At 68.7% G+C, this 23693-nt stretch carries 21 protein-coding genes and 1 pseudogene; 6 read left to right on the forward strand and 16 right to left on the reverse strand.

What is annotated here, in order from left to right; translation table 11 throughout:
* From M4D77_RS17660 to M4D77_RS17735, 16 genes and pseudogenes are all read right to left on the reverse strand, one after another.
* The coding region (locus M4D77_RS17660) for a hypothetical protein (RefSeq protein WP_259936826.1) at nucleotides 1-881 on the reverse strand (881 nt) is incomplete at its 3' end.
* Entirely contained in the window at nucleotides 868-1974 is a 1107-nt protein-coding gene (locus tag M4D77_RS17665; RefSeq protein ID WP_068972023.1) for a glycosyltransferase, read from the reverse strand. The genes M4D77_RS17660 and M4D77_RS17665, both read right to left, overlap by 14 nt.
* Nucleotides 1964-3355, reverse strand: coding sequence for a hypothetical protein (locus M4D77_RS17670; protein WP_068972024.1), 1392 nt, complete (start codon nucleotides 3353-3355; stop codon nucleotides 1964-1966). The genes M4D77_RS17665 and M4D77_RS17670 overlap by 11 nt, the downstream gene beginning before the upstream one ends.
* Before the next feature lie 144 nt (nucleotides 3356-3499).
* Nucleotides 3500-4591 (reverse strand): cellulase family glycosylhydrolase, encoded by a 1092-nt coding sequence (locus tag M4D77_RS17675; protein ID WP_058251989.1) that lies wholly within the window; start codon nucleotides 4589-4591, stop codon nucleotides 3500-3502.
* Between the two features lie 62 nt (nucleotides 4592-4653).
* Nucleotides 4654-5751, reverse strand: a complete 1098-nt coding sequence (locus tag M4D77_RS17680; protein WP_068972025.1) for a glycosyltransferase family 4 protein — start codon at nucleotides 5749-5751, stop codon at nucleotides 4654-4656.
* Nucleotides 5748-7406, reverse strand: coding sequence for a flippase (locus M4D77_RS17685; RefSeq protein WP_259936827.1), 1659 nt, complete (start codon nucleotides 7404-7406; stop codon nucleotides 5748-5750). Before M4D77_RS17685 ends, M4D77_RS17680 begins: the two co-directional genes overlap by 4 nt.
* Entirely contained in the window at nucleotides 7396-8352 is a 957-nt protein-coding gene (locus tag M4D77_RS17690; protein ID WP_083229461.1) for a glycosyltransferase family 1 protein, read from the reverse strand. Before M4D77_RS17690 ends, M4D77_RS17685 begins: the two co-directional genes overlap by 11 nt.
* 32 nt (nucleotides 8353-8384) lie before the next feature.
* On the reverse strand, nucleotides 8385-9785 hold the full coding sequence (locus M4D77_RS17695; RefSeq protein ID WP_068972027.1) for an O-antigen ligase: 1401 nt from the start codon (nucleotides 9783-9785) through the stop codon (nucleotides 8385-8387).
* Between the two features lie 138 nt (nucleotides 9786-9923).
* Entirely contained in the window at nucleotides 9924-10535 is a 612-nt protein-coding gene (locus M4D77_RS17700) for a DUF4262 domain-containing protein (RefSeq protein WP_211538362.1), read from the reverse strand.
* A gap of 85 nt (nucleotides 10536-10620) precedes the next feature.
* On the reverse strand, nucleotides 10621-11829 hold the full coding sequence (locus M4D77_RS17705; RefSeq protein ID WP_247449937.1) for a NarK/NasA family nitrate transporter: 1209 nt from the start codon (nucleotides 11827-11829) through the stop codon (nucleotides 10621-10623).
* Nucleotides 11826-12575 carry a respiratory nitrate reductase subunit gamma gene (gene narI, locus M4D77_RS17710; RefSeq protein ID WP_058251983.1) on the reverse strand — a complete coding sequence of 250 codons (750 nt, stop codon included), beginning with the start codon at nucleotides 12573-12575 and terminating at the stop codon, nucleotides 11826-11828. The genes M4D77_RS17705 and narI overlap by 4 nt, the downstream gene beginning before the upstream one ends.
* A gap of 8 nt (nucleotides 12576-12583) precedes the next feature.
* The gene (gene narJ, locus M4D77_RS17715) at nucleotides 12584-13249 is read right to left on the reverse strand and encodes a nitrate reductase molybdenum cofactor assembly chaperone (RefSeq protein WP_165629733.1); all 666 of its coding nucleotides are present in this window, start codon (nucleotides 13247-13249) and stop codon (nucleotides 12584-12586) included.
* Complete coding sequence (narH, locus tag M4D77_RS17720) at nucleotides 13246-14931, reverse strand: nitrate reductase subunit beta (protein WP_068969973.1); 1686 nt, start codon at nucleotides 14929-14931, stop codon at nucleotides 13246-13248. The genes narJ and narH overlap by 4 nt, the downstream gene beginning before the upstream one ends.
* Nucleotides 14931-18673, reverse strand: a pseudogene (locus M4D77_RS17725) (nitrate reductase subunit alpha). The gene narH and the pseudogene M4D77_RS17725 overlap by 1 nt, the downstream one beginning before the upstream one ends.
* A gap of 124 nt (nucleotides 18674-18797) precedes the next feature.
* A complete protein-coding gene (locus M4D77_RS17730) occupies nucleotides 18798-19139 on the reverse strand; it encodes a cupin domain-containing protein (RefSeq protein WP_083229291.1) in 342 nt (113 codons plus the stop codon).
* A 285-nt stretch (nucleotides 19140-19424) separates the two neighbouring features.
* Nucleotides 19425-20525, reverse strand: coding sequence for a sorbosone dehydrogenase family protein (locus tag M4D77_RS17735; RefSeq protein WP_068969971.1), 1101 nt, complete (start codon nucleotides 20523-20525; stop codon nucleotides 19425-19427).
* Between the two features lie 272 nt (nucleotides 20526-20797).
* On the opposite strand from M4D77_RS17735, the gene rpsH reads away from it, so the two are divergent.
* From rpsH to rplO, 6 genes are read left to right on the forward strand one after another with little or no spacing between them, the layout of a single operon-like run.
* On the forward strand, nucleotides 20798-21196 hold the full coding sequence (gene rpsH, locus M4D77_RS17740) for a 30S ribosomal protein S8 (RefSeq protein WP_004023571.1): 399 nt from the start codon (nucleotides 20798-20800) through the stop codon (nucleotides 21194-21196).
* A gap of 15 nt (nucleotides 21197-21211) precedes the next feature.
* A complete protein-coding gene (gene rplF, locus M4D77_RS17745) occupies nucleotides 21212-21748 on the forward strand; it encodes a 50S ribosomal protein L6 (protein ID WP_058251979.1) in 537 nt (178 codons plus the stop codon).
* Between the two features lie 3 nt (nucleotides 21749-21751).
* The gene (rplR, locus tag M4D77_RS17750) at nucleotides 21752-22156 is read left to right on the forward strand and encodes a 50S ribosomal protein L18 (RefSeq protein WP_058251978.1); all 405 of its coding nucleotides are present in this window, start codon (nucleotides 21752-21754) and stop codon (nucleotides 22154-22156) included.
* Between the two features lie 46 nt (nucleotides 22157-22202).
* Complete coding sequence (rpsE, locus tag M4D77_RS17755; protein WP_058251977.1) at nucleotides 22203-22850, forward strand: 30S ribosomal protein S5; 648 nt, start codon at nucleotides 22203-22205, stop codon at nucleotides 22848-22850.
* Nucleotides 22851-22852: 2 nt separating this feature from the next.
* Nucleotides 22853-23038: a 50S ribosomal protein L30 gene (rpmD, locus tag M4D77_RS17760; protein ID WP_058251976.1), complete on the forward strand. Its 186-nt coding sequence runs from the start codon at nucleotides 22853-22855 to the stop codon at nucleotides 23036-23038.
* Nucleotides 23035-23475 carry a 50S ribosomal protein L15 gene (gene rplO, locus M4D77_RS17765; RefSeq protein WP_004023566.1) on the forward strand — a complete coding sequence of 147 codons (441 nt, stop codon included), beginning with the start codon at nucleotides 23035-23037 and terminating at the stop codon, nucleotides 23473-23475. Before rpmD ends, rplO begins: the two co-directional genes overlap by 4 nt.
* The last annotated feature ends 218 nt before the right edge of the window (nucleotides 23476-23693 follow it).

Consider the following 23693-nt stretch of genomic DNA (forward strand, 5'->3'; position numbering starts at 1 on the left):
CGGATGCGGTCCCCGATCTCCATCGGCGTCGCGTCGCGTGGAAAGCGCAGTGGTATGCCCACGGCGAAGTTGCCATGGTCCTCGGCGTGCCCGGCGTCGAGATAGCGGCGGCAGTCGAAGAGGATCTGCGTGCGCTCGTCGAGGGGAACGCCCTGCGCGGACAGGGCGGCGCGCCACAGCGCGACAGTCACCGCCGCCGAGGACATCCGGACACCGGTGTCGGCGATCGCACGCTTGAGTTCGTCGGTCTGCCCCGGGCGCATCGCGGCGGTGAGGGCGCAGCGGGTGGCATGCCAGTCCTCGATGACGCGCGTTGGTCCGTGGGTCGGCGGCGAGACGTTCGCAGCGCGCAGGCGCATGATGTCGCGCAAACGTCTGGGGTGTCGCAGGACGTGACGACGCAACGCCTGCCAGGCGGCGTCCGGCGGCAGCGAGCGTTCGAACCGCTCGGTCATCGGGAACTCGTGGTGGCTGGCCAGACCGGCGATCTGCTCGACGCCGAGGCGGCCGTCGCCCATGCCGTGGGTGTGGTCGATGACCAGCCACTGACCACACACGAGCACCTCGAGTCGGGGCAGCGGCTCGGGACGGTTCCGCAGGCGCGTCATGATGTCGCCGATCGGCAGGTCGGCGAGGTCGGGCCGCTCGACGACCCGCGGCAGGGTCGCCACGTCGTGGGCCCAGCTCGCCGACGCCGGATCGGGGACGAGACTCAGTCTCGACGTCGGTGTCCACGCCCGGGTCAGGCGAGCCCGGATGAGGTCGAGATCCGGGGCCGTCATCGGGCCGGTCACCGAGATCGTGCGGGACGTGGCCAGTGCACGGTCGAGGACGGAGGCACGCTGCGCCCCGGCGGTTGCGGCGTTGTCAGAGCGCGGCATCGACGACCTCGCGCATCTCGTCGCGGAACCGTTCGCGCCGGAAGCGCTCGGCCCAGGCGCGGATCTCGGATCGGTCGTAGTCGTCGACGGCGAAGTCGCGCAACGACGCGGCCAGCCGCTCGACGATCTCGTCGTCGGTCCCCGGTTCGATCAGCAGACCGGTCGATCCGGGTACGACGGTGTCGAGGGCGCCGCCTTCACCGAGCGCGATGACGGGCGTGCCGGTGGCCATCGCCTCGACGGGCACGATGCCGAAGTCCTCGATCCCGGGCATCAGGACCGCGCGGGCGCTGCGATGCAGGTTCAGCAGGGTGTCGTGGGGGACGCGGCCGAGGAACGTCGTCTTCGGGCCGGCGAGCTCGCGACACTGCGGCATGGCCCGTCCGTCTCCCGCGACCACGAGCCGGACGTCGGCGCGGGCGGCCGCCGCGATCGCGAGGTCGGGTCGCTTGTACGGGACGAGTCGTCCGGCGAGGAGGTAGAAGTCCTCACGGGGCACCGCGGGATCCGGTGTGAAGCCGTCGAGGTCCACCGGCGGGTGCACGACGACCGACTCACGTCCCCAGTGCTCGCGGATGCGCTCGGCGACGGCCGAGGAGTTCGCGACGACGGTGTGCAGACGGGGCGCGGCGCCGACTTCGCAGCGCCGGGCGACCACCGACAGCGCCGACAGGATCGCGGCGCCGGCTGCCCCGCCGCCCTCGCCCGCGCGCAGCGACGGATCCCATGCCCAGCGGGCCGGACTGTGTACGTAGGCGATGACCGGCGCGTCGGTCGCGTGCACCGCCTGGGTGGCGAAGGCGTGATGGCTGGTCACGACCGCGTCGGCATCCCGCAGCGGCATCCGCCGGAATGCCAGTGGCATCAGCGGGAGCAACGGGGCGTAGCTGCGTTCGCCGAGCAGGCGGTAGGCGCGATTGAGCGACGAGGTGATCGGCGGCTCGGCCAATCCGGCCGGTACCCCCTCGGTCCGTGAGATCGGCGCGTGTACCTCGACCGTCGGCCACGTCGCGGCGAGTTGTTCGACGACGTGCTCGGACCCGGCGATCTCCGTGAGTCGTTCGTGGACGACGGCGACGCGGTCACCGGGCATTGCTGCCCACATCTCCCGGCGCGGTTCGGAACCGGTCGGAATCGAGTGTCGCGCCTCGTCGATCGTCAGACGGCGGCTGGGGTGTCATGGGTGTGGCAACCTCGGCTCTCGATGCGGCTGTGGCCCCGGCACTTTCGCCCCCGGCACGATTGTCGGGGACCGGGTCCGCGGCGGTGGACAGGGCAGGCGCGGAAGGCTGCTTCCCCGTGCGCTGCACGATCAGATGACGGGTCGACCCGATGGTCGCGAGCTGGGACAGCGCCCGGTCGGCCGCCTTGCGATCACGTCCAGCAGACGAGACGACCACAGCCGCGAGCGCGACGTCCCCGGGATCGACGCTCTGCCACCAGGGCTCGGCGAGAGGGAACCGGACGATGCGCAGACGGTGCCCGGTGGTCGCGTCGTCCTCCGGGTGACGGATGTCGTCGATCGCGCGAGCGGCGTCGATGTGGTCGCCGGTGAGGATCAGCGCGACCTGGGCGCGGCGATGGCGTTGCGCGAACGCGGGCAGCAGATTCGCCGGCAGCGCCGGCTCGCCCCGCTGTCCGTAGGTGAGCTCCGCGCCGTACCGGTGCGCCGCGCGGCGGGCCCAGATCGGGTTCGGTTTCCGGCCGACCCGCCCACGGAGCAGTGCGAGCAGCTCCGCCGCGATGATCGTCGCGGCGATGCCGGCGACCGCACCCTCCTGGGCCGGTTTGGGGCTGACAGGCACCTCGCTCGCCGACGGTGCCGCGAGGATGGTGAGCGTGTCCGACGACGAGTTCTGCAACCGGGTGAGCTGGGAGTCGAGATCGGCGAGGGTCGCATCGGATTCGACCTTCGCCTCGCTGCGGTCGGGCAGTGCGCGGTTGCGGACGCGCTCGGCGGTCACCTGCGCACGCAGTTGATCGATCTGCCGGGTGATGTCGCGGGCATGGGTGGACAGCGACGCGGCGGAGATGGCGGTGACCATCGCGCGGGCGACGTCTTCGGCCTGGGTACTCGTCGGCGCCGTGGCGGTGAAGTCCATCAGTGTGGGAGCCGTTCCCGGAGTCGTGGTGACGTGCGAGCTCAACTCGCTTGTCGTCCATCCGGTGTCGACCTGGGTGAGCACCTGTTGCAGGACGTTCTCGTCGGTGGACAGCGCCACGAACGGGGCACGCAACTGTTCGACGAAGGCGTCGCCCGGAATGATCGTGCCGGCCGGCGTGATCTCGGTGACGACCGTGGCCGAGTACTCCTTCGGGACCAATGCGGTCCGCAGCGCGAACACCGAGGCGCCGACGAGGATGCCGATCAGGATCGCGGGGACGGCGACACGGAAGAGATCACCGAAGTGCCCGAACAGGTCGACCGAGGGCGGCGCATCACGTCGCCCGGCGGCATCGAAGCTGGAGGTCACGCCTAACTCCTGTGGTGTCGGATGCCCCCCGACCATCCCCGGACATTGCAGTGTCGATCAGCTGTCAGTTCACCATAACGAAGGAAGCGGGCAATCGTGGTCGGCACCGGCGGGCGTGGCGTGTGCGAGAAACGATTTCGGAGGTCACCGCGAGGCGAGCATCGAGTACGCCTGCTTCGGTGACCAGTCGCGGCGCACCAGGCCGAAGTTGTGCTCGAGATTGTTCGGGTCGGTGCCGGCGTCTCGCAGCGAGTACACGAACAGCGGTCCGAGCCAGGGCGCGTCGCTCTGGGCGCCGATGGCTATCGCGATGCTCTGTGCCTGGACCTCCTCGGTGACGGCGTTCGTGCCGGTTCCGGTCGGTGCGCCGAACTCGGTCATCCAGATCTTCTTGTCGCCGTCGCCCGCGGCGACCATCACGTCGCGCATGTCCCACATCCGTGCCGCGGTGCTCCACGATGCCGCGGCGGGGTCGTTGGGCAGAGCCGGATAGGTGTAGGGATGCACGCCGAGTGCGTCCAGCGAGCGGTTGAATCCGCCCTGATACAGATTGCGCACGAAGGTCAGCGGTGCGATGTCGCGGCCGTTGTCGGTGCCGGGTGCGAGCCCTCCGGAGATCACCGCGACGCCGGGGACCGCGCGTTTGACGGCCGCGTAGGACGCAGCGAGCAGGCGGCCGTACTCGGCCGAGTTCGCCCTCGGCAGCCAGTAGTTCGCCAGGTTGGGCTCGTTCCAGATCTCCCAGACCGCGATCGATTCGGCGTACCGTTGCGCCGCGGCCGCGGCAAAGGATGCGAAGACGTTGGGGTCGGCGGGCCGGTAGTGGCTGTTGCGCGGGAAGTCGGACGCGCGTGCCGCCCACAGCGGTGTGTAGGTCACCAGCCCCAGCGGACACATCCCGTGGGCGACCACGGCGTTGACCACCCGGTCGATGGGCGCCCAGTTCCGTTGTCCGCGCCGGGGTTCGACGACCGACCAGTCCACGTCGAGTCGCACCGCCCACATACCGAGGTCCTGGGCGACCGACAGCTCCCGATTGAGGTCCTCATCGGACGCACCGAGCAACGAGGCACCCGGCGACGCCGCGACCTTGTTCTCGCCGTTGGCGAGTGAGCACGCAGCCGGCGCCGAATGCGCGTCGCTGCGGACCCATACGATCGCGGCGAGGGTTGCGACGAGGATGCACACGTATGCGAGGGCCGACCGGGTGGCCCGACCGTGCAGGGACCGTGTCATGGATGGTGCCTATCTGACGAGACGCGCATCGCGCGCGGCAGGTGCCGGCGGTGGACTTCTCCTCAGCCGGACAACAACTCGTCGAGCATACGCGGTAGGGTCGCCGACTTGTCGTGTCCGTCCGCGATCCGACGACGCGCCTCCGCGGTCAGCGAACGGCGCAGGTCGGCGTCGTCGAGGACGCGGCTGATCGCCGCGGCCAGCGCGGCGGGATCCGACGGCGGGACGAGGACTCCGGCGCCGTCCCGTAGGAACTCGGTGGTGCCGCCGTGATCCGTGCCGATGACCGGTGTGCCGTAGGCCATCGCCTCGAGGACCGAGAGCGGTCCGGCCTCGGGCGTCACACTCGCCGAGAGCACGACATCCCACCGCTCCAGGGCGGCGCGGAGATCGGTGTGCCCGAGGAACCGGACGCGTCCGGCGAGGTCCGGTCTGGCGGCCCGGGCATGCAGTGCGGCAACGTGATCGGCGTCCCCGGGGAAGGAGCCCCCGGCGAACTCCAGTTCGACGTCCGGCAGACCGGCGACCGCGTCGAGCGCGACGATGTGCCCCTTCCAGGGGGTGAGCAGAGCCAGCATCCCGACGACCGGTGGGTCGTGGAGCCCGGTGGGCAGCGCGGGGACCGGCCAGGTGACTCCGTTGTGGGCCACGACGACCGGCAGACCGAGGTTCGCGAGGGGGACCGACGTCGCCTCCGACACCGCGACGGCGCGCCGGACCACGGGCGCGCTGACGCGGATGACGGTGCGCTGCCGCCCCGACGACAGGGTGTCGTGCACGAGCCAGGAGACGCGGCCCGTCGGTTGCGCGACGCGTGCGGCGGGGAGTGCGAACAAGGAGTTGACGATCGTCGAGGTGTCGGACCGACGTGTCACCCGGCGCAGGGTGCGACCGGCGCGTACCCAGTCGAGCAGGAGGCGACCGGCACCCGCGAGGCGCGCCACACCGCGCTCGCCGCTCAGGCCGAGCGGCGGGATGGACACATGGTCGACCGGGGCCGGGAGTCGTCCCACCAGGGGGCCGTCGGGACTGACGACCCGCACCGGGTGGCCGCGCGCGAGCGCGACGTCGATCAGATCGAGCATCACCTTCTCCGCCCCGGAGACATGGCCGGTGTGCGCGACGAAGACGATCGTGCACGGGTGCTCGGAATCGGTCATCGGACCACCTTCGTGTGTCGGCCGGGCGGCGTGGTCACCGCCCGGGTGAGCAGTACCGCGGGTCCGGCGACGATCAGTGCGGTACCGGCCGAGATGACCGGCCAGGGAATCGAATCCGCGAGCCAGACCCCGATGGCGCACGCCGCCACCGTCACCAGGGTCAACGTGGTGAGTGCGCCGAGTGGGAGCAGACCCGAGATGGGCAGCGTCCGACCGATGACTACCCACAGTGCCACCACCGCGAGGGCGAAGGTGATGACGGTGGAGAAGGCGGCCCCGTCATAGGAGTACCGCGGGATCAGGATCAGGTTGAGCACCACGTTGAGTGCCAGGCCGCCGACCGCGATCCACGGGTAGCGATTCGCCCGACCGGTCGCCGCGAGCAGGAAGATGCCGAGCACGATGAAGGCGGTGAGCGCCGCGCCCAGAACGAGCAGCCGCGCGGCGTCGGCCCCGACGACGAACCGGTCGCCGTACAGGAGTCCGATGATCGGGCCGGCGCTCGGCCAGAAGGCGGCCACGGACACGGCACCGCCCGCGGCGAACACCACCGCCGCACTCCGGCACCGCTGGCGCAGGACCGCCGACTGGTCGGGCCAGGCGGCGACCAGCAGGGTGCTGACGGGTCCGATCGCGGCCAGGATGAAGGTGTCCATGATGTCGGAGAACTTGTACCCGATGCTGTAGATGCCGACCGCGTCGAGCGAATCGAGCAGACTCAGCAGCAGGACGTCGACCTTCTGCAGCGCGATGGTCAGGGCGAGGCCCAGTGCGAGCGGAAGGGCATCGGAGAGCATCGGTTTCCATCGCGACCATTCGACGACCCGCGACGGCCGCAGTCCCGACGACCGGCGCGCGATCCCGACGACCTTGATGATCAGCGACAGGATCTCGTTCGCGACCGGGGCGAGTACGAACACCAGCAGTGCCGGCGCTACGAGCACGGCGGCGATGGTCAGCGCCAGCTGCAGAACCTGGCCCAGGCTCTCGGCGATCGCGGTGAGCAGGAGGCGGTGCCGGCTCTGGAAGATGACCGTGAGTGCCTGTGCGGGCGTGGCGAACACGACGACGAGTCCGGCGATCGCGGTCGCGCGGATCACGTCGCCGGGATACTGCAGCACGATCACGTAGGCGACGGCGATCAGGTAGCCGAGAAGGCCGAGCACCACCCGCAGGGCGATGAACGCCGAGGACGTCTTCGCGACGTCGTCGGGGTCGTCGGAGATGAGCCGGGCCATCACCGCCCGGCCGACCCCGAGGTCGGTGAAGATCGCGGTCAGACCGAGCAGCGCGAACACGAAGGAGTAGGTGCCCCAGTCCTCCGGGGACAGGGTGCGCGCGATGAGGACGCTCCCGGCCCAGCCGAGGGCGGCGATGACCACGCGACTGGTCAGCATCGCGATGGTGGCACGGGTGGCGGCCCGCGCATCCGAGGCCGGGTGCGCGCCGGGCTCGGCGGCCGGCGCAGTCGTCGGCCCGCTCGCTGCGCTCCCGGCGCCGGTGATTCTCGGCCCGCTCGCTGCGCTCCCGGCGCCGGTGGTGTTCGGCCCGCCCGCTGCGCTCCCGGCACCGGTCGCGCGGGCCAGCAGCTCGGCTTCGGCCTGCTGATCCACCAGCGCATCGGACGGCAGCGGGCCGGTGACGTCAGGGCTCACGGCGCCCCGCACCGGGTATGTCGATGCCGCCGGCCCGGTAGGCCTCGACCGTCCGGCGGGCCGTGGTGTCCCAGCTGAGGGCTGACGCCACCGAGGTGCCGGCGGCGACGAGTTCGGTGCGCGCCGAGTCGTCGCGCACGAGGGGTTCGAGGGCACGGACCCAGTCGTCCTCGTCGTGGCCGTGCACCAGTGTCGCGCCGTCACCCACGACCTGGGGAAGCGCGCCCACCGCGCTCGCGACGACGGCACCGCCACAGGCCATCGCCTCGACGGGCGGAAGGCCGTAACCCTCGTAGAACGAGGCGTAGGCGGTCACGGTCGCCGCGGCGTAGAGCGCCGGCAGGTCCCCGACATCGACGTAACCGAGCCCGACCGCCGACGACGGGGCGCCCGGGCCCGTCGAACCCGCGCCGCCGAGCACGCACGGAATGTCGAGGCGCCGGGCGACCGCCGCGACGAGTTCGACGTTCTTGCGGGGTTCGACGGTGCCGATCTGCATCACGAAGCGTTCCGGCAGATCGTATTTCGCCCGAACCCGTTCGACATCGGCCGGCGCGGGTGGGCGGGCCCAGTCGGCGGGCGCGAGTTCGGTGACGTGGGCATCCCGTCCGCAGGTCTCGCGGATTCGTTCGGCGGTGAACTCGGAGACGGCGATCAGCACGTCGGCCCGACGGAGGGTCGTGCGGACGAGTACGGATTCGCCCGCGGCGCGAAACCGGCTCGACGCGGACGGCATGTCGAGCACCGACAGGTCGTGCACGGTCGCGACCGTGGTGGCGGGGCCGGCGACTGGTAGGTCGACGTCGAGACCGTGGAACACGCCGCCCGAGCGGGTGGGGAGTACGCCGAACACCGCCCGTCGGACACCGTCGGCGACGGGACGCTCCACCGGGGTGATCGCCGGGGGCAGTTCGCCGACCGCGTCGGTCTGCACGACTGCGGACAGGGCGGTGCCGTCGACGTGGCCGGGCAGTGCCCTCAGGAGTTCGCGGATGTAGGTCTGGACGCCGCTGCCTCCGGGACGAAGTGCAAGCGCACCGTACGTGATTCGTGTTGTGCCGTCGCGCATCCAGCAGCTCCCAACAGTAACCAGAAGTAGAAGTCGAGCGGGAAGATCTCGAAGTAGGTGGCGACCAGGCAGGCCACCATCGCCGCGACCATGGACGCACTGACACCCAGGACGAGGGCTCCATCCGGGTCGGGCATCCGGCGCGAGTACTGCACGCACCAGATGATCGCGGTCACGATCAGGGCCAGGAACAACCACAACCCGATCGGCCCGAGTTCGATGAGCAGCTTCACGTAGTAGTTGTCCGGCTGGTAGTTCTTCGACAACTGCTGCACGGTACCGCCGGCGCCGGCGGTGATCGTCCGCGTCGTGTCGCCCTGGGCCGCCGACATCGCGTCGGCCGCCGATCCGCTCGACGCCAGGCCGGTCCCGAGCGGGTGCACCCAGATGCTCGCGAAGATCTCACCCCACCCGGAGCCGCGCTGACTCAGGCTGCTCGACGAGAAGAACACCTTGGTGATGTTCGACGGCAGGAACGGCAGCGAGATGACGGCGACGACCCCGACTGCGAGCAGCGGGGCGATGAGGCGGCGGAAGCGAAGGGCCGCAAGCCAGATCACACCGACGATGAGGCCGAGGATCGCCGCCCGCACCACCGACGTGGCCATCGTGATCGCCATGACCGGCCAGCAGACGAGGAACAACCGGTTGCGCCGGCGGGCGGTGTCCGACAGCGCCACTGCTCCGCCGACGAGCAGGGCCAGCATGACGAAGAGTCCGAAACCGAAGGGCTGATTGAACGTGCTGAACGTCCGGAACAGCGGACCGCTCGTCCGCACCTGCTCGCCGAAGGTGTAGCCGAGTTCGACCAGCCGCGCCGGACCCAGGAGCTGCTGGCCGATGCCCACGAGGGTGGTGAGCACCCCGAGCGCCATGATGATCGAGACCAGTCGGTCGCGGTCGAGCGCGTCGAACGGCGTCAGCCATAGCGCGAGGACCACGAAGAGGTAGAAGAAGGTGACCTTGACGCCGTACAGCCCGATGGGGCCGTAGACGTAGAGCGCCGACACGACCCCGAACGCGACCAGCACGGCCGCGGCCGGCCACCACGGCAGCTGCAACGGCGGGTCCGTCCGGTCGGCGGGCCGGACCCGGCGATTGGCCGCGCAGATCAGCGTCAGCGCGAGGACGCCCTCCTTCCACGCCGAGGCGACGCCGGGCAACGGGGCGATGTCGAGGAGACCGTCGAGGGGGGTGAGCGCGGCCAAGACCAGGAGACCGCGTTGCGGACGCCGGTAGATGACGGCGACGAAGGCGACCGCGAGGACGAGGGCGACGAGTGCAGCGACCACGACCGGGAGGTGCGCCACGCCGACCTGCCTTTCCACGTGCCCCCGTGGTCTGTTCGAGCCCCCAGACCAACCATGGTGGCATCTCCGGGCTCCGTTTGTCCGGGGCAACACGGACACATGTCGCCCCGGACACGCCGGGAGGCCGCCGGCCGCAGGTCAGTGACCCGAGATGCGACGTGCCCGTCGCGGGCGGGTTCGGTCGGGCCCGGATTCGGTTGTGAGAAGGCGTGGTTGCGGGCGCGGGGGATCCAGGAGTTGCGGCATCCCCTTCACCGGCTGGTGCATCGGGAGCAGGGTGTAGCCGTCTTCCCATGGGAGGTGGCCGTGGTCGTCGGGCCAGACCACCTGCAGTTTCGGGTGGTCGGGGAACAACAGGTTCGCCAGGAGCAGCTCGTCGTGGTCGAGTTGCTCGATGAGTCGGACGGTCACGGCGACCGTCTGCAACGGGATGTCGGACTGCGCGGCGACGAGATCACGCCAGTCCTCCTGGTGGAGCAGGGCGCCCAGTTCGTTCAGCACGTGTGTCGCGGTCAGGGGATCGACGCCGTAGATCGAGAGCTCCGGGATCGAGTGCAGCGAGAGTCCGGAGGTGTAGGAGAACCCGCACTCGGTTCGAGCATCTGCAGGCGGTGCGTCGAACTCGGCGTCCGCCTCGCCGACCGAGGTCACCTGCCAGCCGCAGCGCCGGATGGTCTCGATGGTGGAACGGATGAGCGGATTGGGATGCCACCGGGGCAGACCTCGGATCGCGGCAGCGTGGTCTGACATGGATCGCTCCTTTGTTCGACGGGTGCGAACATCAGAACACGAGGCCCCGACAATTCTCCCGACGCCGCAGCCGAGGAGGTGGGCGTCAGGTGTTCGCCGTGCGTCGGATGCCGAACACGGTGAACAGGGCCGCGCACGTGGCGAAGACGACCAGCAGCACGAGCCCGATCGTGTAGCTGTGGGTGGTCGCGTCGTAGGTGGCCCCCATGACCATGGGCGGGAAGAAGCCGCCGAGCCCGCCGAGGGCACCCACGATCCCGGTGACCGAACCGACCCGCTCGGCGGGCGCGGCCTGCGCGACCCAGCTGAAGACCGACCCCGAACCGAGTCCCATGCAGACCGCCATCAGGACGAAGTCGAGACCGGCGGGTATCTCGAGGGGCGGCTTGGTGATCATCCACACGGCGAGCACGGCGGCACCGCCACAGGAGATCACGGTGATGATGCGCGGTCCGAAGCGATCGGACAGGACACCGCCGACGGGCCGGGCGATGACGGCCGCGATCGCGAAACCGGCGGTGCGCGTGCCGGCCGCCTGGAGGTCGAAGTCGTAGACGTCTTTGAGGTAGGTCGGCAGGTAGGTGCTGAAGGCGACGAAGCCGCCGAACGCCGCAGCGTAGAGAAAACCGAGCTGCCAGGTGATCGGCAGTTTGGCCGCACCGATCAGTTTGGGGACCACCGAGTCGTGGGACGCGGCCCACCTGGGTGAGTCGCGCATGAACAACCAACAGACCACGGCGACCACCGCGAGCGCGACGGCGATGATGATGTGCGTCGCGATGTATCCGAACCACGACACGAACCGGGGGGTGAAGAAGGCCGACAACGCCGTTCCGCCCATCCCGGCTCCGAAGACGCCGGTCGCGAACCCGCGCCGGGACTTGTCGTACCAGGCGTTCACGAAGGGGATGCCCACGGCGAACGTCGTCCCGCCGACGCCGAGGAAGAAGCCGGCGACGAGCAGCAACGCGTAGCTGTCGAAATGTCCGGCGGCGGCGACCAGCAGGACAAACGGAATGGTGGCGACCAGCAGAACGGTGAACATGAGGCGGCCGCCGAAGCGGTCGGTCAGTGCGCCGGTCAGGATTCGCCCGAGCGAGCCGACCAGGATCGGGATGGCGACGAGGATCGACTTCTGGGTGGCGCTCAGGTCGAGTTGGTCGGTGTAGACGACCCCGAGCGGACCGATGAGGTTCCAGGCCCAGAAGCTGATCGTGAACGCGAGTGTCGCGAGAGCGAGGTTCGTGGTCTGCGCATGCGAGCTGATGGCGGGCGTCGTGGTGTCGGTGCTCATCGATCACGGTCCTTCACTCCGACGGGCGCCCACCCCGGCCGATGGGGCTGGTTACCCGGCGCGACACGTCGGTCGCGGCTTCGGTACACGATGTAGGGACGGAAGAGGTAGTGCACCGGCGCGGTGAAGATGTGCACCAGCCGGGTGAAGGGGACCATCGCGAAGAGGAGCATCCCGATCAGGATGTGCACGTGGAAACGCAAGGGCGCCGCCGCCATCGCCGTGACGTCCGGTTGCAACACGAACAGTGAACGGAACCAGGGCGAGACGGTCTCGCGGTAGTTCACGCCGGGCGCGTGCGGGTCGAGCGTGCCGATCAGCGTGATGTAGGTGCCTGCCACCAGCGCCGTGACCAGCACCAGGTACATCGCCTTGTCGTTACGCGTGGTGGCCATGAACACCGGGCCGACGGTCCGCCTGCGGTACACCAGCATCGCGACCCCGACGAGGGTGGCGACTGCCGCCAGGATCCCGAAACCCCCGGCACCCCAGTGGTACAGCGTCTCCGAGACGCCGATGGCCTCCGTCCACGACTCCGGGATCAGCAATCCGATCGCGTGGCCGATGATCACCACGAGCACGCCGTAGTGGAAGAGCGGCGACGCTATCCGCAGGAGGCGGGACTCGTAGAGCTCGGATGACCGCGTCGTCCACCCGAACTTGTCGTAGCGATAGCGCCAGATGGTTCCACCGATGAGCAGTCCGAGCGTCGCGTAGGGCACCACGCCCCACAGGAAGATGTCCACAGGTCACCTCACGCTCGGGTCGGGTTGATCGGAAGCAGGCGGGGATCGAAGGGTTCCAGTCCCACAGTCTCCGTCGGTGCGGGTGCACACATCGCCATGGCCGTGGCCCGGTCGGGTGGGGAGGGACTGGGCAGGGTGGCGCACACCGCCGCCACCGCCCCGGCGTACGGCGACTCCGCGTCGAGCAGGGCGAACCGGATCAATTCCAGTGCTGCACGGTGCTTCTCGAGCAGCTCGACGCCGCGGCCCGGATCGGCCCGCGCGCTGAACTCGAGAACGATCGGCAGATGGTCGGGCAATTCACCGCGCAGGTCCACGAGAAATCCACTGTCGCGGTAGGCCTGCTTGAACTCGCCCAGCGACGCGCCCCGACGCCGGGTGTCGCCGTCGGACCAGTACGACAGGTAGAGCGTGTGCCGTTTCGAGAGATCGAAGAGCTCGATGTACTCGCGGCGCAGCGCTGCCGGATCGCCGTCGGCGAGGTGGTCGGTGATCTGCCGCAGCAGATGTGGGGTCTGTGCGTCATCCATCTCGGCGAGGGCGGCCCGCATCAGATCGACGCGGCCGAGGACCTCGTCGTCGGGATAGCTCAGGCACCAGGACGCGATCAACCGTATGACGGTGCCCTCGTCGGTCGCCCGCGAGCGACGTGCGAACAACCGTGGTCCCCTCATCGTGCTTCCTCGTCGGGAGTCGATCCGGGTACGCGTTCGGGGAACAGGCCCGGCGGGGCCCCGTTGCCGTCCCAGTTGAGCAGGTTGGTCCGGCCCGCCATCGTGTGCTCGCCGGCCGCCGTGTCAGTGGTCTGACGCTGACGCAGCGCATGGAACGTCTCCACCGACACCGGCGCGGGACGACCGCTGGCCTCGCCGAACGGCGACGAGTCGAACATGCCGGGCCCGTCGTCGTAGTCGAGCGAACATCCCATCTCGTCCAGTTTCTCGGCCTGTTCGAGATGAGCCGTGGGGATCACGTATCGCTCTTCATATTTCGCGATCGCCATCAGGCGGTACATCTCGTACACCGCCTCCTCGGTCATCCCCACCGCGGCCGGTATTCCCGCGTCGGGTTCACGGCCCAGGGTCACGTCGCGCATGTACGAGCGCATGGCGGCCAGGCGGCGCAGCACCGTGTCGATGACGACCGTGTCACCGGCGGTGAACAATTCGGCCAGGTACTCCACCGGAATCCGAAGGGCCTCGATCGCGCCGAACAGTGTTCCCGCGCCCTCGGCGTCGTGACCCTGCTCGGCGAGCAGGTCGACGATCGGCGACAGCGGTGGGACGTACCAGACCATCGGCATCGTGCGGTATTCCGGGTGCAGCGGGAGCGCGACACGGTACTTCTTCGCCAGCGCGTAGACCGGCGATCGGCGCGCGGCCTCGAGCCAGTCGTCCGGGATGCCGTCGCGTCGAGCGGCGGCGATCACCGCCGGATCCTCGGGGTCGAGCATCAGATCGAGTTGCGCCTCATACAGATCGCGATCATCGGGGACCGAGGCGGCCGCAGTCACGGCGTCGGCGTCGTAGAGGAAGATGCCCAGGTAGCGAAGCCGGCCGACGCACGTCTCGGAACACACCGTCGGTTGCCCGACCTCGATGCGCGGGTAACACAGCGTGCACTTCTCGGCCTTGCCGGACTTGTGGTTGAAATAGATCTTCTTGTACGGGCAGCCCGTGATGCACTGCCGCCAGCCGCGGCAGCGGTCCTGGTCGACGAGCACGATGCCGTCCTCGCTGCGTTTGTAGATCGCACCGGAGGGGCACGACGCCATGCATGACGGATTGAGGCAGTGTTCGCAGATCCGCGGCAGATAGAACATGAAGGTCTGCTCGAAGCCGAACTTCACCGCGTCTTCGGACTCGCGCCGGAGCTTCTCGACGATGGGGTCGCGCTCGGCGAGTTCCGGTGCACCGCCGAGGTTGTCGTCCCAGTTCGCCGACCAGGTGACCTTGGTGTCCTTGCCGGTGAGCAGGGACTTGGGACGGGCGACCGGGAAATCGTCGCCGAGCGGGGCGTCGATGAGGGTCTGGTAGTCGTAGGTCCAGGGTTCGTAATAGTCCTCGATGGTCGGCTGGACCGGACTCGCGAACAGGGTCAACAGCTTCCGCACGCGGCCGCCGGCGCGCAGGCGCAGCCTGCCGTTGCGGTTGAGGACCCAGCCGCCCTGCCAGGTCTCCTGGTCGTCGTACCGTCGCGGATACCCCTGTCCGGGACGGGTTTCGACGTTGTTGAACCACACGTACTCGGTGCCGGACCGATTGGTCCACGCCTGCTTGCAGGTCACCGAGCAGGTGTGGCACCCGATGCACTTGTCGAGGTTCATCACCATCCCGACCTGGGCCATGACCCGCATCAGTACGTCACCTTCTGGCTGCGTTTGCGGATGGTCGAGACCATGTCGCGTTGATTGCCGGTCGGTCCGAGATAGTTGAAGGCGTAGGACAACTGGGCGTAACCGCCGATGAGGTGGGTCGGTTTCACCAGCAGCCGCGTCGGCGAGTTGTGGATGCCGCCCCGGCGGCCCGTCGCCTCCGACTTCGGGACGTCGATCGTGCGTTCCTGGGCGTGGTGGACGTAGCAGACCCCGGCCGGCATGCGATGGCTGACGATTGCACGGCACACGAAAACGCCGTTGGCGTTGGTGCATTCGATCCAGTCGTTGTCGGCGACGTCGATCGAGGCGGCGTCCTGGGGACTCAGCCAGGCGATCGGCCCGCCGCGGGAGAGCGACAACATGAACAGGTTGTCCTGGTACTCGGAGTGGATCGACCACTTCGAGTGTGGCGTCAGGTACCGCACCGTGATCTCCCGGGCGCCGTCGGGTCCGAGCTTGGGTTCGCCGAACAGGCGGTGCATGTCCAGCGGCGGCCGGTAGATCGGGAGCGACTCGCCCATGTCGATCATCCAGTCGTGGTCCAGATAGAAGTGCATCCGTCCGGTGAGCGTGTGAAACGGCTTGAGCCGCTCGATGTTCACCGTGAACGGTGCGTACCGGCGGCCGCCGGTCTCCGACCCGGACCACTCCGGCGACGTGATCACCGGCACGGGTGCCTTCTGGGTGTCGGCGAAGCGGATGCGCTTCTCCTCCGAACCGCGCGCGAGGTCGTCGAGGCGGAAGCCGACGCGTTGCTGCAGCTGTTCGAAGCCGGCCACCGCGAGTTCGCCGTTCGTGGTGCCCGACAACGTCAGGATCGCCTCGGCGAGTTTCTCGTCGGTGTCGATGGCCGGTCGTCCGTCGCCGGCGCCGCCGAGCATCACGCCGTTGGATTCGGCGAGTGTGCGTGTTTGTTCCTCGAGCGGGTAGGTCACGTTCTTGACGGTGAAGCCGAGGGTGTCCGCGAGCGGTCCGATGGACGCCAGCTTGTCCGCGATCGCGGTGTAATCCCGTTCCACCACGGTGAAGTTGGGCATGTTCCGGCCTGGCTGTCCGACAACGCCGTCGTGTCGCCAGTCCAGAATCCGGCCGTGCGGTTGTGCAACCTCGCCGGGGTGTCGTGCTGCAGAGGGACGCTGACGAGATCGCGCCGTGTACCGAGGTGGGTGCGTGCCAGGTCCGACAGCTTGCGTGCGAGCCGGTGGAACAGGTCGAAGTCGGACTTCGCCTCCCACGGCGGGTCGATCGCCGGTGTGAACGCGTGGACGAACGGGTGCATGTCCGTCGAGGACAGGTCGTGCTTCTCGTACCAGGTCGCAGCAGGCAGGACGATGTCCGACAGCAGCGTGGTCGATGTCATCCGGAAATCCGCCGACAGCAGCAGGTCGAGCTTCCCCTCCGGAATGTCGTCGTGCCAACGGATCTCGGCAGGCCTCGGGGTCTCGGGTTTCTCGGCGCCGAGCACGTTGTGGTGGGTGCCGAGCAGGGTCCGGAGGAAGTACTCGTTGCCCTTCGCCGAGGAACCGAGCAGGTTGGACCGCCACAGCACGAGGGTCCGGGGCCAGTTCTCGGGTGCGTCGACGTCGGTGATGGCGGATGTCAGTTGGCCGTTCTGCAGACGCTCTGCGACGTAGGACGCCGGATCGGCGGCGTCACCGCGATCCACGGCGGCGGTCGCCTCGTCGGCGACGTCGAGAGGGTTGGTGGAGAACTGGGGATAGAAGGGCATCCAGCCGAGCCGCGCCGACTGGGCGATGGCGTCGGCGGTGTGCTCGTGGTCCATCGTGCCGCGCGACAGCGGGGAGGCGAGTGAGGATGTCGAGTACCCGTCGTTGCGCCATTGCCCGGTGTGCATGTACCAGTACGAGGTCCCGGTCATGGTCCGCGGCGGGCGCGTCCAGTCCAGCGCGTTCGCCAGCGAGATCCAGCCCGTGATCGGACGACACTTCTCCTGCCCGACGTAGTGCGCCCAACCGCCGCCGTTGCGGCCCATGCATCCGGTGAGGATGAGCAGGGACAGGATCGCCCGATAGGTCGCGTCGCCGTGGAACCACTGGCAGATCCCGGCGCCCATGATGATCATCGAGCGGCCGCCGGATTCCTCGGCGTTGGCGGCGAATTCGCGCGCGACGCGAATCGCCGCCGCGGCCGGCCCGCCGGTGATCTCGGCCTGCCACGCCGGTGTGTACGGCGCCGATGCGTCGTCGTAGCCGGTGGGCCACTCGCCGGGGAGCCCGTCCCGGGTGACGCCGTACTGCGCGAGTATCAGATCGAAGACGGTCGTGACGAGCCGTCCCCCGATCCGCCGCGCGGGGACACCTCGGCGGACCACGGCGCCGCTGCCGTCGGGGGCGTCGAAGACCGGGAACGCGACTTCGACGAATTCGGCCGCATCGCTCATGAGTGTCAGCGCGGGTTGCGCGCCACCGAGATCGAGATTCCATCGCCCCGCACCGGAGTCGGCGTACCGGAACCCCATCGAGCCGTTGGGCACCACCGGCTCATCGCGTGCCTCGTCCCAGCACACCGTCTTCCAGACGTCCTCGGAGGCAACATGTTCCGCGCCGGGCAACTCGTCGGCGGTCACGAACTTCCCAGGGACGAATTTTCCGGGGACGTCGGTGCCGGTCGAGTCACCGTCCGGCCCGCCCGGTTTTTCGTCCAAGTGGATCAGGAACGGCAGGTCGGTGTAGCGGCGCACGTAGTCGTCGAAGAACCCGGTCGAGCGCCGGACGAAGAACTCGGTGAGGATGACGTGTCCCATCGCCATCGCGAGCGCCCCGTCGGTGCCGGCCTGCGCGGGCAGCCATTCGTCGGCGAACTTGGTGTTGTCGGCGTAGTCGGGGCTGACCGAGACCACCTTGGTGCCGCGGTAGCGCACCTCGGCCATCCAGTGCGCGTCCGGGGTCCGCGTCACCGGGACGTTGGAACCCCACATCATCAGGTACGTCGCGTCCCACCAGTCCCCGGACTCCGGGACGTCGGTCTGGTCGCCGAACACCTGGGGACTGGCCACCGGCAGATCGGCGTACCAGTCGTAGAACGAGGTCATCACCCCGCCGATCAGCTGGATGAACCGGGTGCCGACGCAGTGGCTGACCATCGACATGGCCGGGATCGGGGAGAAACCCGCGCACCGGTCCGGACCGTGGGCCTTGATCGTGTGGACGTGCGCTGCCGCGGCCATCTCGACGGCCTCGTCCCAGGAGACGCGAACGAGCCCGCCCTTGCCCCGTGCGCGCTGGTAGGAGCGTCGGCGCAGCGGGTCTCCGACGACGTCGGCCCACGCCAGCACGGGATCGCCGAGCCGGCGCTTCGCCTCGCGGAACATCTCCACCAGCACACCCCGGGCGTACGGGTGTCGGACCCGGGTGGGGGAGTAGGTGTACCAGGAGAAGGCCGCGCCCCGCGGGCACCCGCGGGGTTCGTACTCGGGCCGGTCCGGGCCCACCGAGGGGTAGTCGGTCTCCTGGGTCTCCCAGGTGATGATCCCGTCTTTGACGTAGACCTTCCACGAGCAGGAGCCCGTGCAGTTCACGCCGTGTGTCGAGCGCACGATCTTGTCGTGGCTCCATCGATCCCGGTAGAAGACGTCACCCGCCCGACCGCCGTCCCGGAAGACGACACGACGATCGTCGGTCTCGTCCCATCGGGTGAAGAACCTGCCGATGTCCAACAGTGCGGTGGCTGCAGAACCCTGTACATCTTCTGACCGGGCCATGAGCGACACCATACGGAGGGTCGGCAATTGTTTCTTCCCGAATCGCAAAGTCGATCAGATATGCCGAAAACGTTTGTGGGAAATACACCCGTCGGTCATTCGGGAAACAATCTGGTCGCTTAGGTCAACGCGTGGCAACCGTCAACAGGATCGCCGAGTCCTCTTGTGCGGTCAGGCCGTGACGCGTCGACGGAATGGTCACCAGGTCGCCGGTGGCGCCCTCCCACCGGCCGGCCGGATCGCCGTCCGCCGAGGTCAGGACGACACGCCCGCGCAGGACCTGCAGCGTGGCCTCGGTGGGACTGTCGTGATCCGACAGTGCCGCGCCCGCGACCAGTGCGATCACCGTTTGTCGAAGATGTCGAGAAGAGTTGCCGTGCAACGTATGAGAGGCCCGTCGGCTCGACGCTTCGCGGGCCGAGGACAGGAGCTCGTCGACGAGCTCGGGAAGATGAGTCGAATCCACGTGTTCCACCATGACATCGCGGCGCGGCGACGAGGTGATGTTCGGCGGATCGAGGCCAGTTCGTTGTTACGCTGTCGACCGACGCGGTGATCCTGCCGCCTGGAATAGGCCACACAATCGTTGCGAAAACACCCGGTGATGACGGGCTCGCACCCATGAGAGTCCGGCGATGAGACGATTTCGGAAAATGGTTCCGCGAAATGATTCGAGAATCGAACTGTCGATTCCGTACAGAACCGATCGGCGCCCGTCGGATGGCTTCTGGTCCGCGCGCCGGAACTGTGGTCAGCCGAGCCGCATCCGGAGCAGACGATCGTCCCCGTCGGCCGGCCGGCCGCGTCCGTCGGTGTTGCTCGTGCCGAACCACAGTGAGCCGTCGGGCGCGGCGGCCACGACGCGCAGCCGGCCGAACTCGTCGGCGTACCTGCTCACCGGCTCGCCGGCGGCCGACCCCGTGAGCGGTATCTCCCACAGCCGCCGGCCGCGGAGCGCGGCCATGTAGGCGCGGTCGCCGATGATCGCCAGCCCGGCCGGGGACGCCTCCTGCGTGGTCCAGGTGGCGGCCGGCGCGACGAACCGCGGATCATCGGAATCGCCTTCGACCTCCGGCCACCCGTAGTTGCCACCCGGTCGGATCAGATTGAGCTCGTCACGACGGTTCTGTCCGAACTCACTGGCCCACAGCCGGCCTGCGCCGTCGAAGGCCAGGCCCTCGACGTTGCGGTGCCCGTACGAGTGGACCTCGTTGCCGAACGGGTTGCCCGGCCACGGGCGGCCATCCCGGTCCACCCGCAGGATCTTGCCGTTCAACGCGGTGACGTCCTGGGCGACCTCGGGTACGGCGGCATCGCCGACCGCGACGAACAGGCTTCCGTCCGAACCGAAGGCGAGGGCGCCGCCGTGATGGTTGTAGGCCGCGTCGAGTCCGGTGATCAGCGGTCGGGGACGGGTGAGCCGGTCGCCGTCGAAGTCCAGGCGCACCAGCCGATTGTCGGTGGCGGTCGTGTAGTAGACGAACACCGCGCTCTCGTCGCCTGGCGCCACCGCGATGCCCTGCAACCCGCCTTCGCCGCGGGGAGCGGCGTCAGCGAACTCGCCGACGGTCCGGACCTCACCCCCAGGGGACACCCGGACGATCGTGGCGTCGTCGCGCTGGGTGACGAGGGCATCGCCGTCACCGAGGAAGGCCAGCGCCCACGGCACGTTCAGCCCGGATGCGACGGTCTCGACCGACGCGGCGTCTGCGGACGTGCCCGTCGGACCCGAGCCGGATCGATCCCGCGTCGGCGGATCGTCGGTGGCGCACCCGGTCACCAGCGACGTACCGGTGATGCCGAGCAGCCCGGCCCCGAGCAGGCCCGTTTTGAGGAGTTTGCGTCGATCCATACCCTCGATGGTGCCTGATGGTCGCCACTGCCGACCGGTGCCGATTTGGGTCTACGCTGCGGATTCCCTACACTAGACCGGTTGCCTGTGCACCTCAGGTGTCCGGGACACAACTGAATAGTCTCCGGTGCCGGCGAAAAGCCAAGGGCATCGGCGGCGAGAACCTTCAGAAACAACTATCCACTTCGTGGAAGGCCCACCGCAGGTCACCGGGATTTTTCCGGCCACCGGCGCTGTATGGGAACCGCTACGAGAAAGGTTGACGGTCACCCATGACCATGACTGACCCGATCGCAGACTTCTTGACGCGTCTGCGTAACGCCAACTCGGCGTACCACGACGAGGTGACACTGCCCTCGTCGAAGATCAAGGTGAACATCGCCGAGATCCTCAAGCGCGAGGGCTACATCACCGACTACCGCACCGAAGACGCGGAGGTCGGGAAGAACCTCGTCGTCTCCCTGAAGTACGGCCCGAGTCGCGAGCGCTCCATCGCCGGTCTGCGCCGCGTCTCCAAGCCCGGTCTCCGGGTCTATGCAAAGTCCACCAACCTGCCCAAGGTTCTGGGCGGCCTCGGCGTGGCCATCATCTCCACGTCGTCGGGCCTGCTCACCGATCGCCAGGCAGCCAACCAGGGCGTGGGCGGCGAAGTCCTCGCCTACGTCTGGTAGGGGAGGTAACAACACATGTCGCGTATCGGAAAGAACCCCATCGAGATCCCCGCGGGCGTGGACGTCACCATCGACGGCCAGAACGTCACCGTGAAGGGCCCCAAGGGTGAGCTCTCGCTCACCGTCTCCGAGCCCATCTCGGTCGCCAAGGAGGACAACTCCATCGTCGTGACCCGCCCCAACGACGAGCGTCGCAGCCGCGCGCTGCACGGCCTGAGCCGTTCGCTCGTGAACAACCTCGTCGTGGGCGTCACGCAGGGCTACACCAAGAAGATGGAGATCTTCGGTGTCGGTTACCGCGTGCAGGCCAAGGGCAGCGACCTCGAGTTCGCGCTCGGTTACAGCCATCCCGTGCCGATCGAGGCCCCGGCGGGCATCACGTTCGCCGTGGAGTCCCCGACGAAGTTCTCGGTCTCGGGTATCGACAAGCAGCAAGTCGGCGAGATCTCGGCGGTCATCCGCCGCCTGCGTCGTCCGGACCCCTACAAGGGCAAGGGCATTCGCTACGAGGGTGAGCAGATCCGTCGCAAGGTCGGAAAGACGGGTAAGTAAGCCATGAGTGATTCAGCTACCAAGACAGTGCGCAAGCCGATCGGCAAGGACGTCTCGACGCGTCGTCGCAAGGCGACCGGCAACCGTCACTTCCGCCTCCGCAAGAAGGTCAGCGGAACCCCGGCCCGTCCGCGTCTCGCGGTCAAGCGCAGCTCGCGCCACATCCACGTCCAGTTGATCGACGACCTGGCCGGCAAGACGCTGGCCGCGGCATCGACGATCGAGGCCGATGTGCGTGCGGCCGGCGGCGACAAGTCCGCGCAGGCCCGCAAGGTCGGCGAGCTCATCGCCGCCCGCGCCAAGGCTGCCGGCGTCGACGCCGTCGTGTTCGACCGTGGTGGCAAGGACTACCACGGCCGGATCGCCGCGCTCGCCGACGCCGCCCGCGAGGGAGGCCTGAGCTTCTGATGACCATCTCGAACAGCTACACCCACATGACCGGAGGGAACCTCTGATGCCCGGACGTCAGCGTGACGGCGGAAACGGACCCGCCGGTAACGACAACAACCAGAACAACCAGGGCGGCGGCAACGACCGTCGCGGCGGTGGCCGCGGCGACCGCCGCGATCGTGGCGGCCGCGACCAGGACCGCAACCAGCTCGAGCGCGTGGTGACCATCAACCGCGTCTCGAAGGTGGTCAAGGGTGGACGTCGTTTCTCGTTCACCGCTCTCGTGGTCGTCGGCGACGGCCAGGGCATGGTCGGCGTCGGCTACGGCAAGGCCAAGGAAGTCCCGGCCGCGATCCAGAAGGGTGTCGAGGAAGCTCGCAAGAACTTCTTCCGCGTGCCCCTGATCGCCGGCACCGTGACCCACCCGGTCCAGGGTGAGGCCGCCGCCGGTGTCGTCATGCTCCGCCCGGCCAGCCCCGGTACCGGTGTGATCGCCGGTGGCGCGGTGCGTGCCGTGCTCGAGTGCGCGGGCGTCCACGACGTCCTCGCCAAGAGCCTCGGCTCGGACAACGCCATCAACGTCGTGCACGCCACCGTCGCGGCACTCAAGATGCTGCAGCGTCCCGAAGAGGTCGCGGCCCGCCGCGGTCTGCCGATCGAGGATGTCGCTCCGGCCGGTATGCTCCGCGCTCGCGCAGGACAGGGGGTCTGATCATGGCTCAGCTGAAGATCACTCAGGTCAAGGGCACCATCGGTACCAAGAGCAACCAGCGTGACAGCCTGCGGACCCTCGGACTCAAGGGCATCCGCCAGACCGTCACCCGCGAGGACACGCCGATCAACCGCGGCCTCATCAACGCGGTTCGTCACCTCGTGACAGTCGAAGAGGTTCAAGCATGACCATCAAACTCCATCACCTTCGCCCCGCTCCGGGGTCGAAGACCGACAAGACCCGCGTGGGTCGCGGTGAGGGGTCCAAGGGTAAGACCGCCGGTCGCGGCACCAAGGGCACCAAGGCACGCAAGAACGTGCCCGCCGGCTTCGAGGGTGGCCAGATGCCGATCCACATGCGGCTGCCGAAGCTCAAGGGCTTCACCAACCGCAACCGGATCGAGTACCAGGTCGTCAACGTCGGCGACATCGCCCGCCTGTTCCCGCAGGGCGGCACCATCGGCGTCGACGAGCTCGTCGCGGCCGGGGCCGTTCGCAAGAACAAGCTGGTGAAGGTTCTCGGCGACGGTGACCTGTCGGTCAAGGTCGACATCACCGCCGACAAGTTCACCGCCTCCGCCAAGGAGAAGATCGCCGCTGCCGGTGGCAGCGTCACCGAACTCTGACGGACACACACCGCGGTGGGGGGGGGGGGGGGGGGGGGGCGCGCGGGGGGGGGGGGGGGGGGGGGGGGGGGGGGGGGGGCGCCCCCCCCCCCCCACAGCGGTGGTTCCGGCCCGTTGCCCGACGGGAGTCGTGATAGACTGGGCGATATGAAACACGGTGCACCACAACCACACTCCAGCCAATCGGCCGTAGGCCGATGGGGAGCGGGACAGCGAAA

The organism is Gordonia sp. p3-SID1431 (assembly GCF_025143765.1).
In the GTDB taxonomy this organism is placed as follows: domain Bacteria; phylum Actinomycetota; class Actinomycetes; order Mycobacteriales; family Mycobacteriaceae; genus Gordonia; species Gordonia hongkongensis.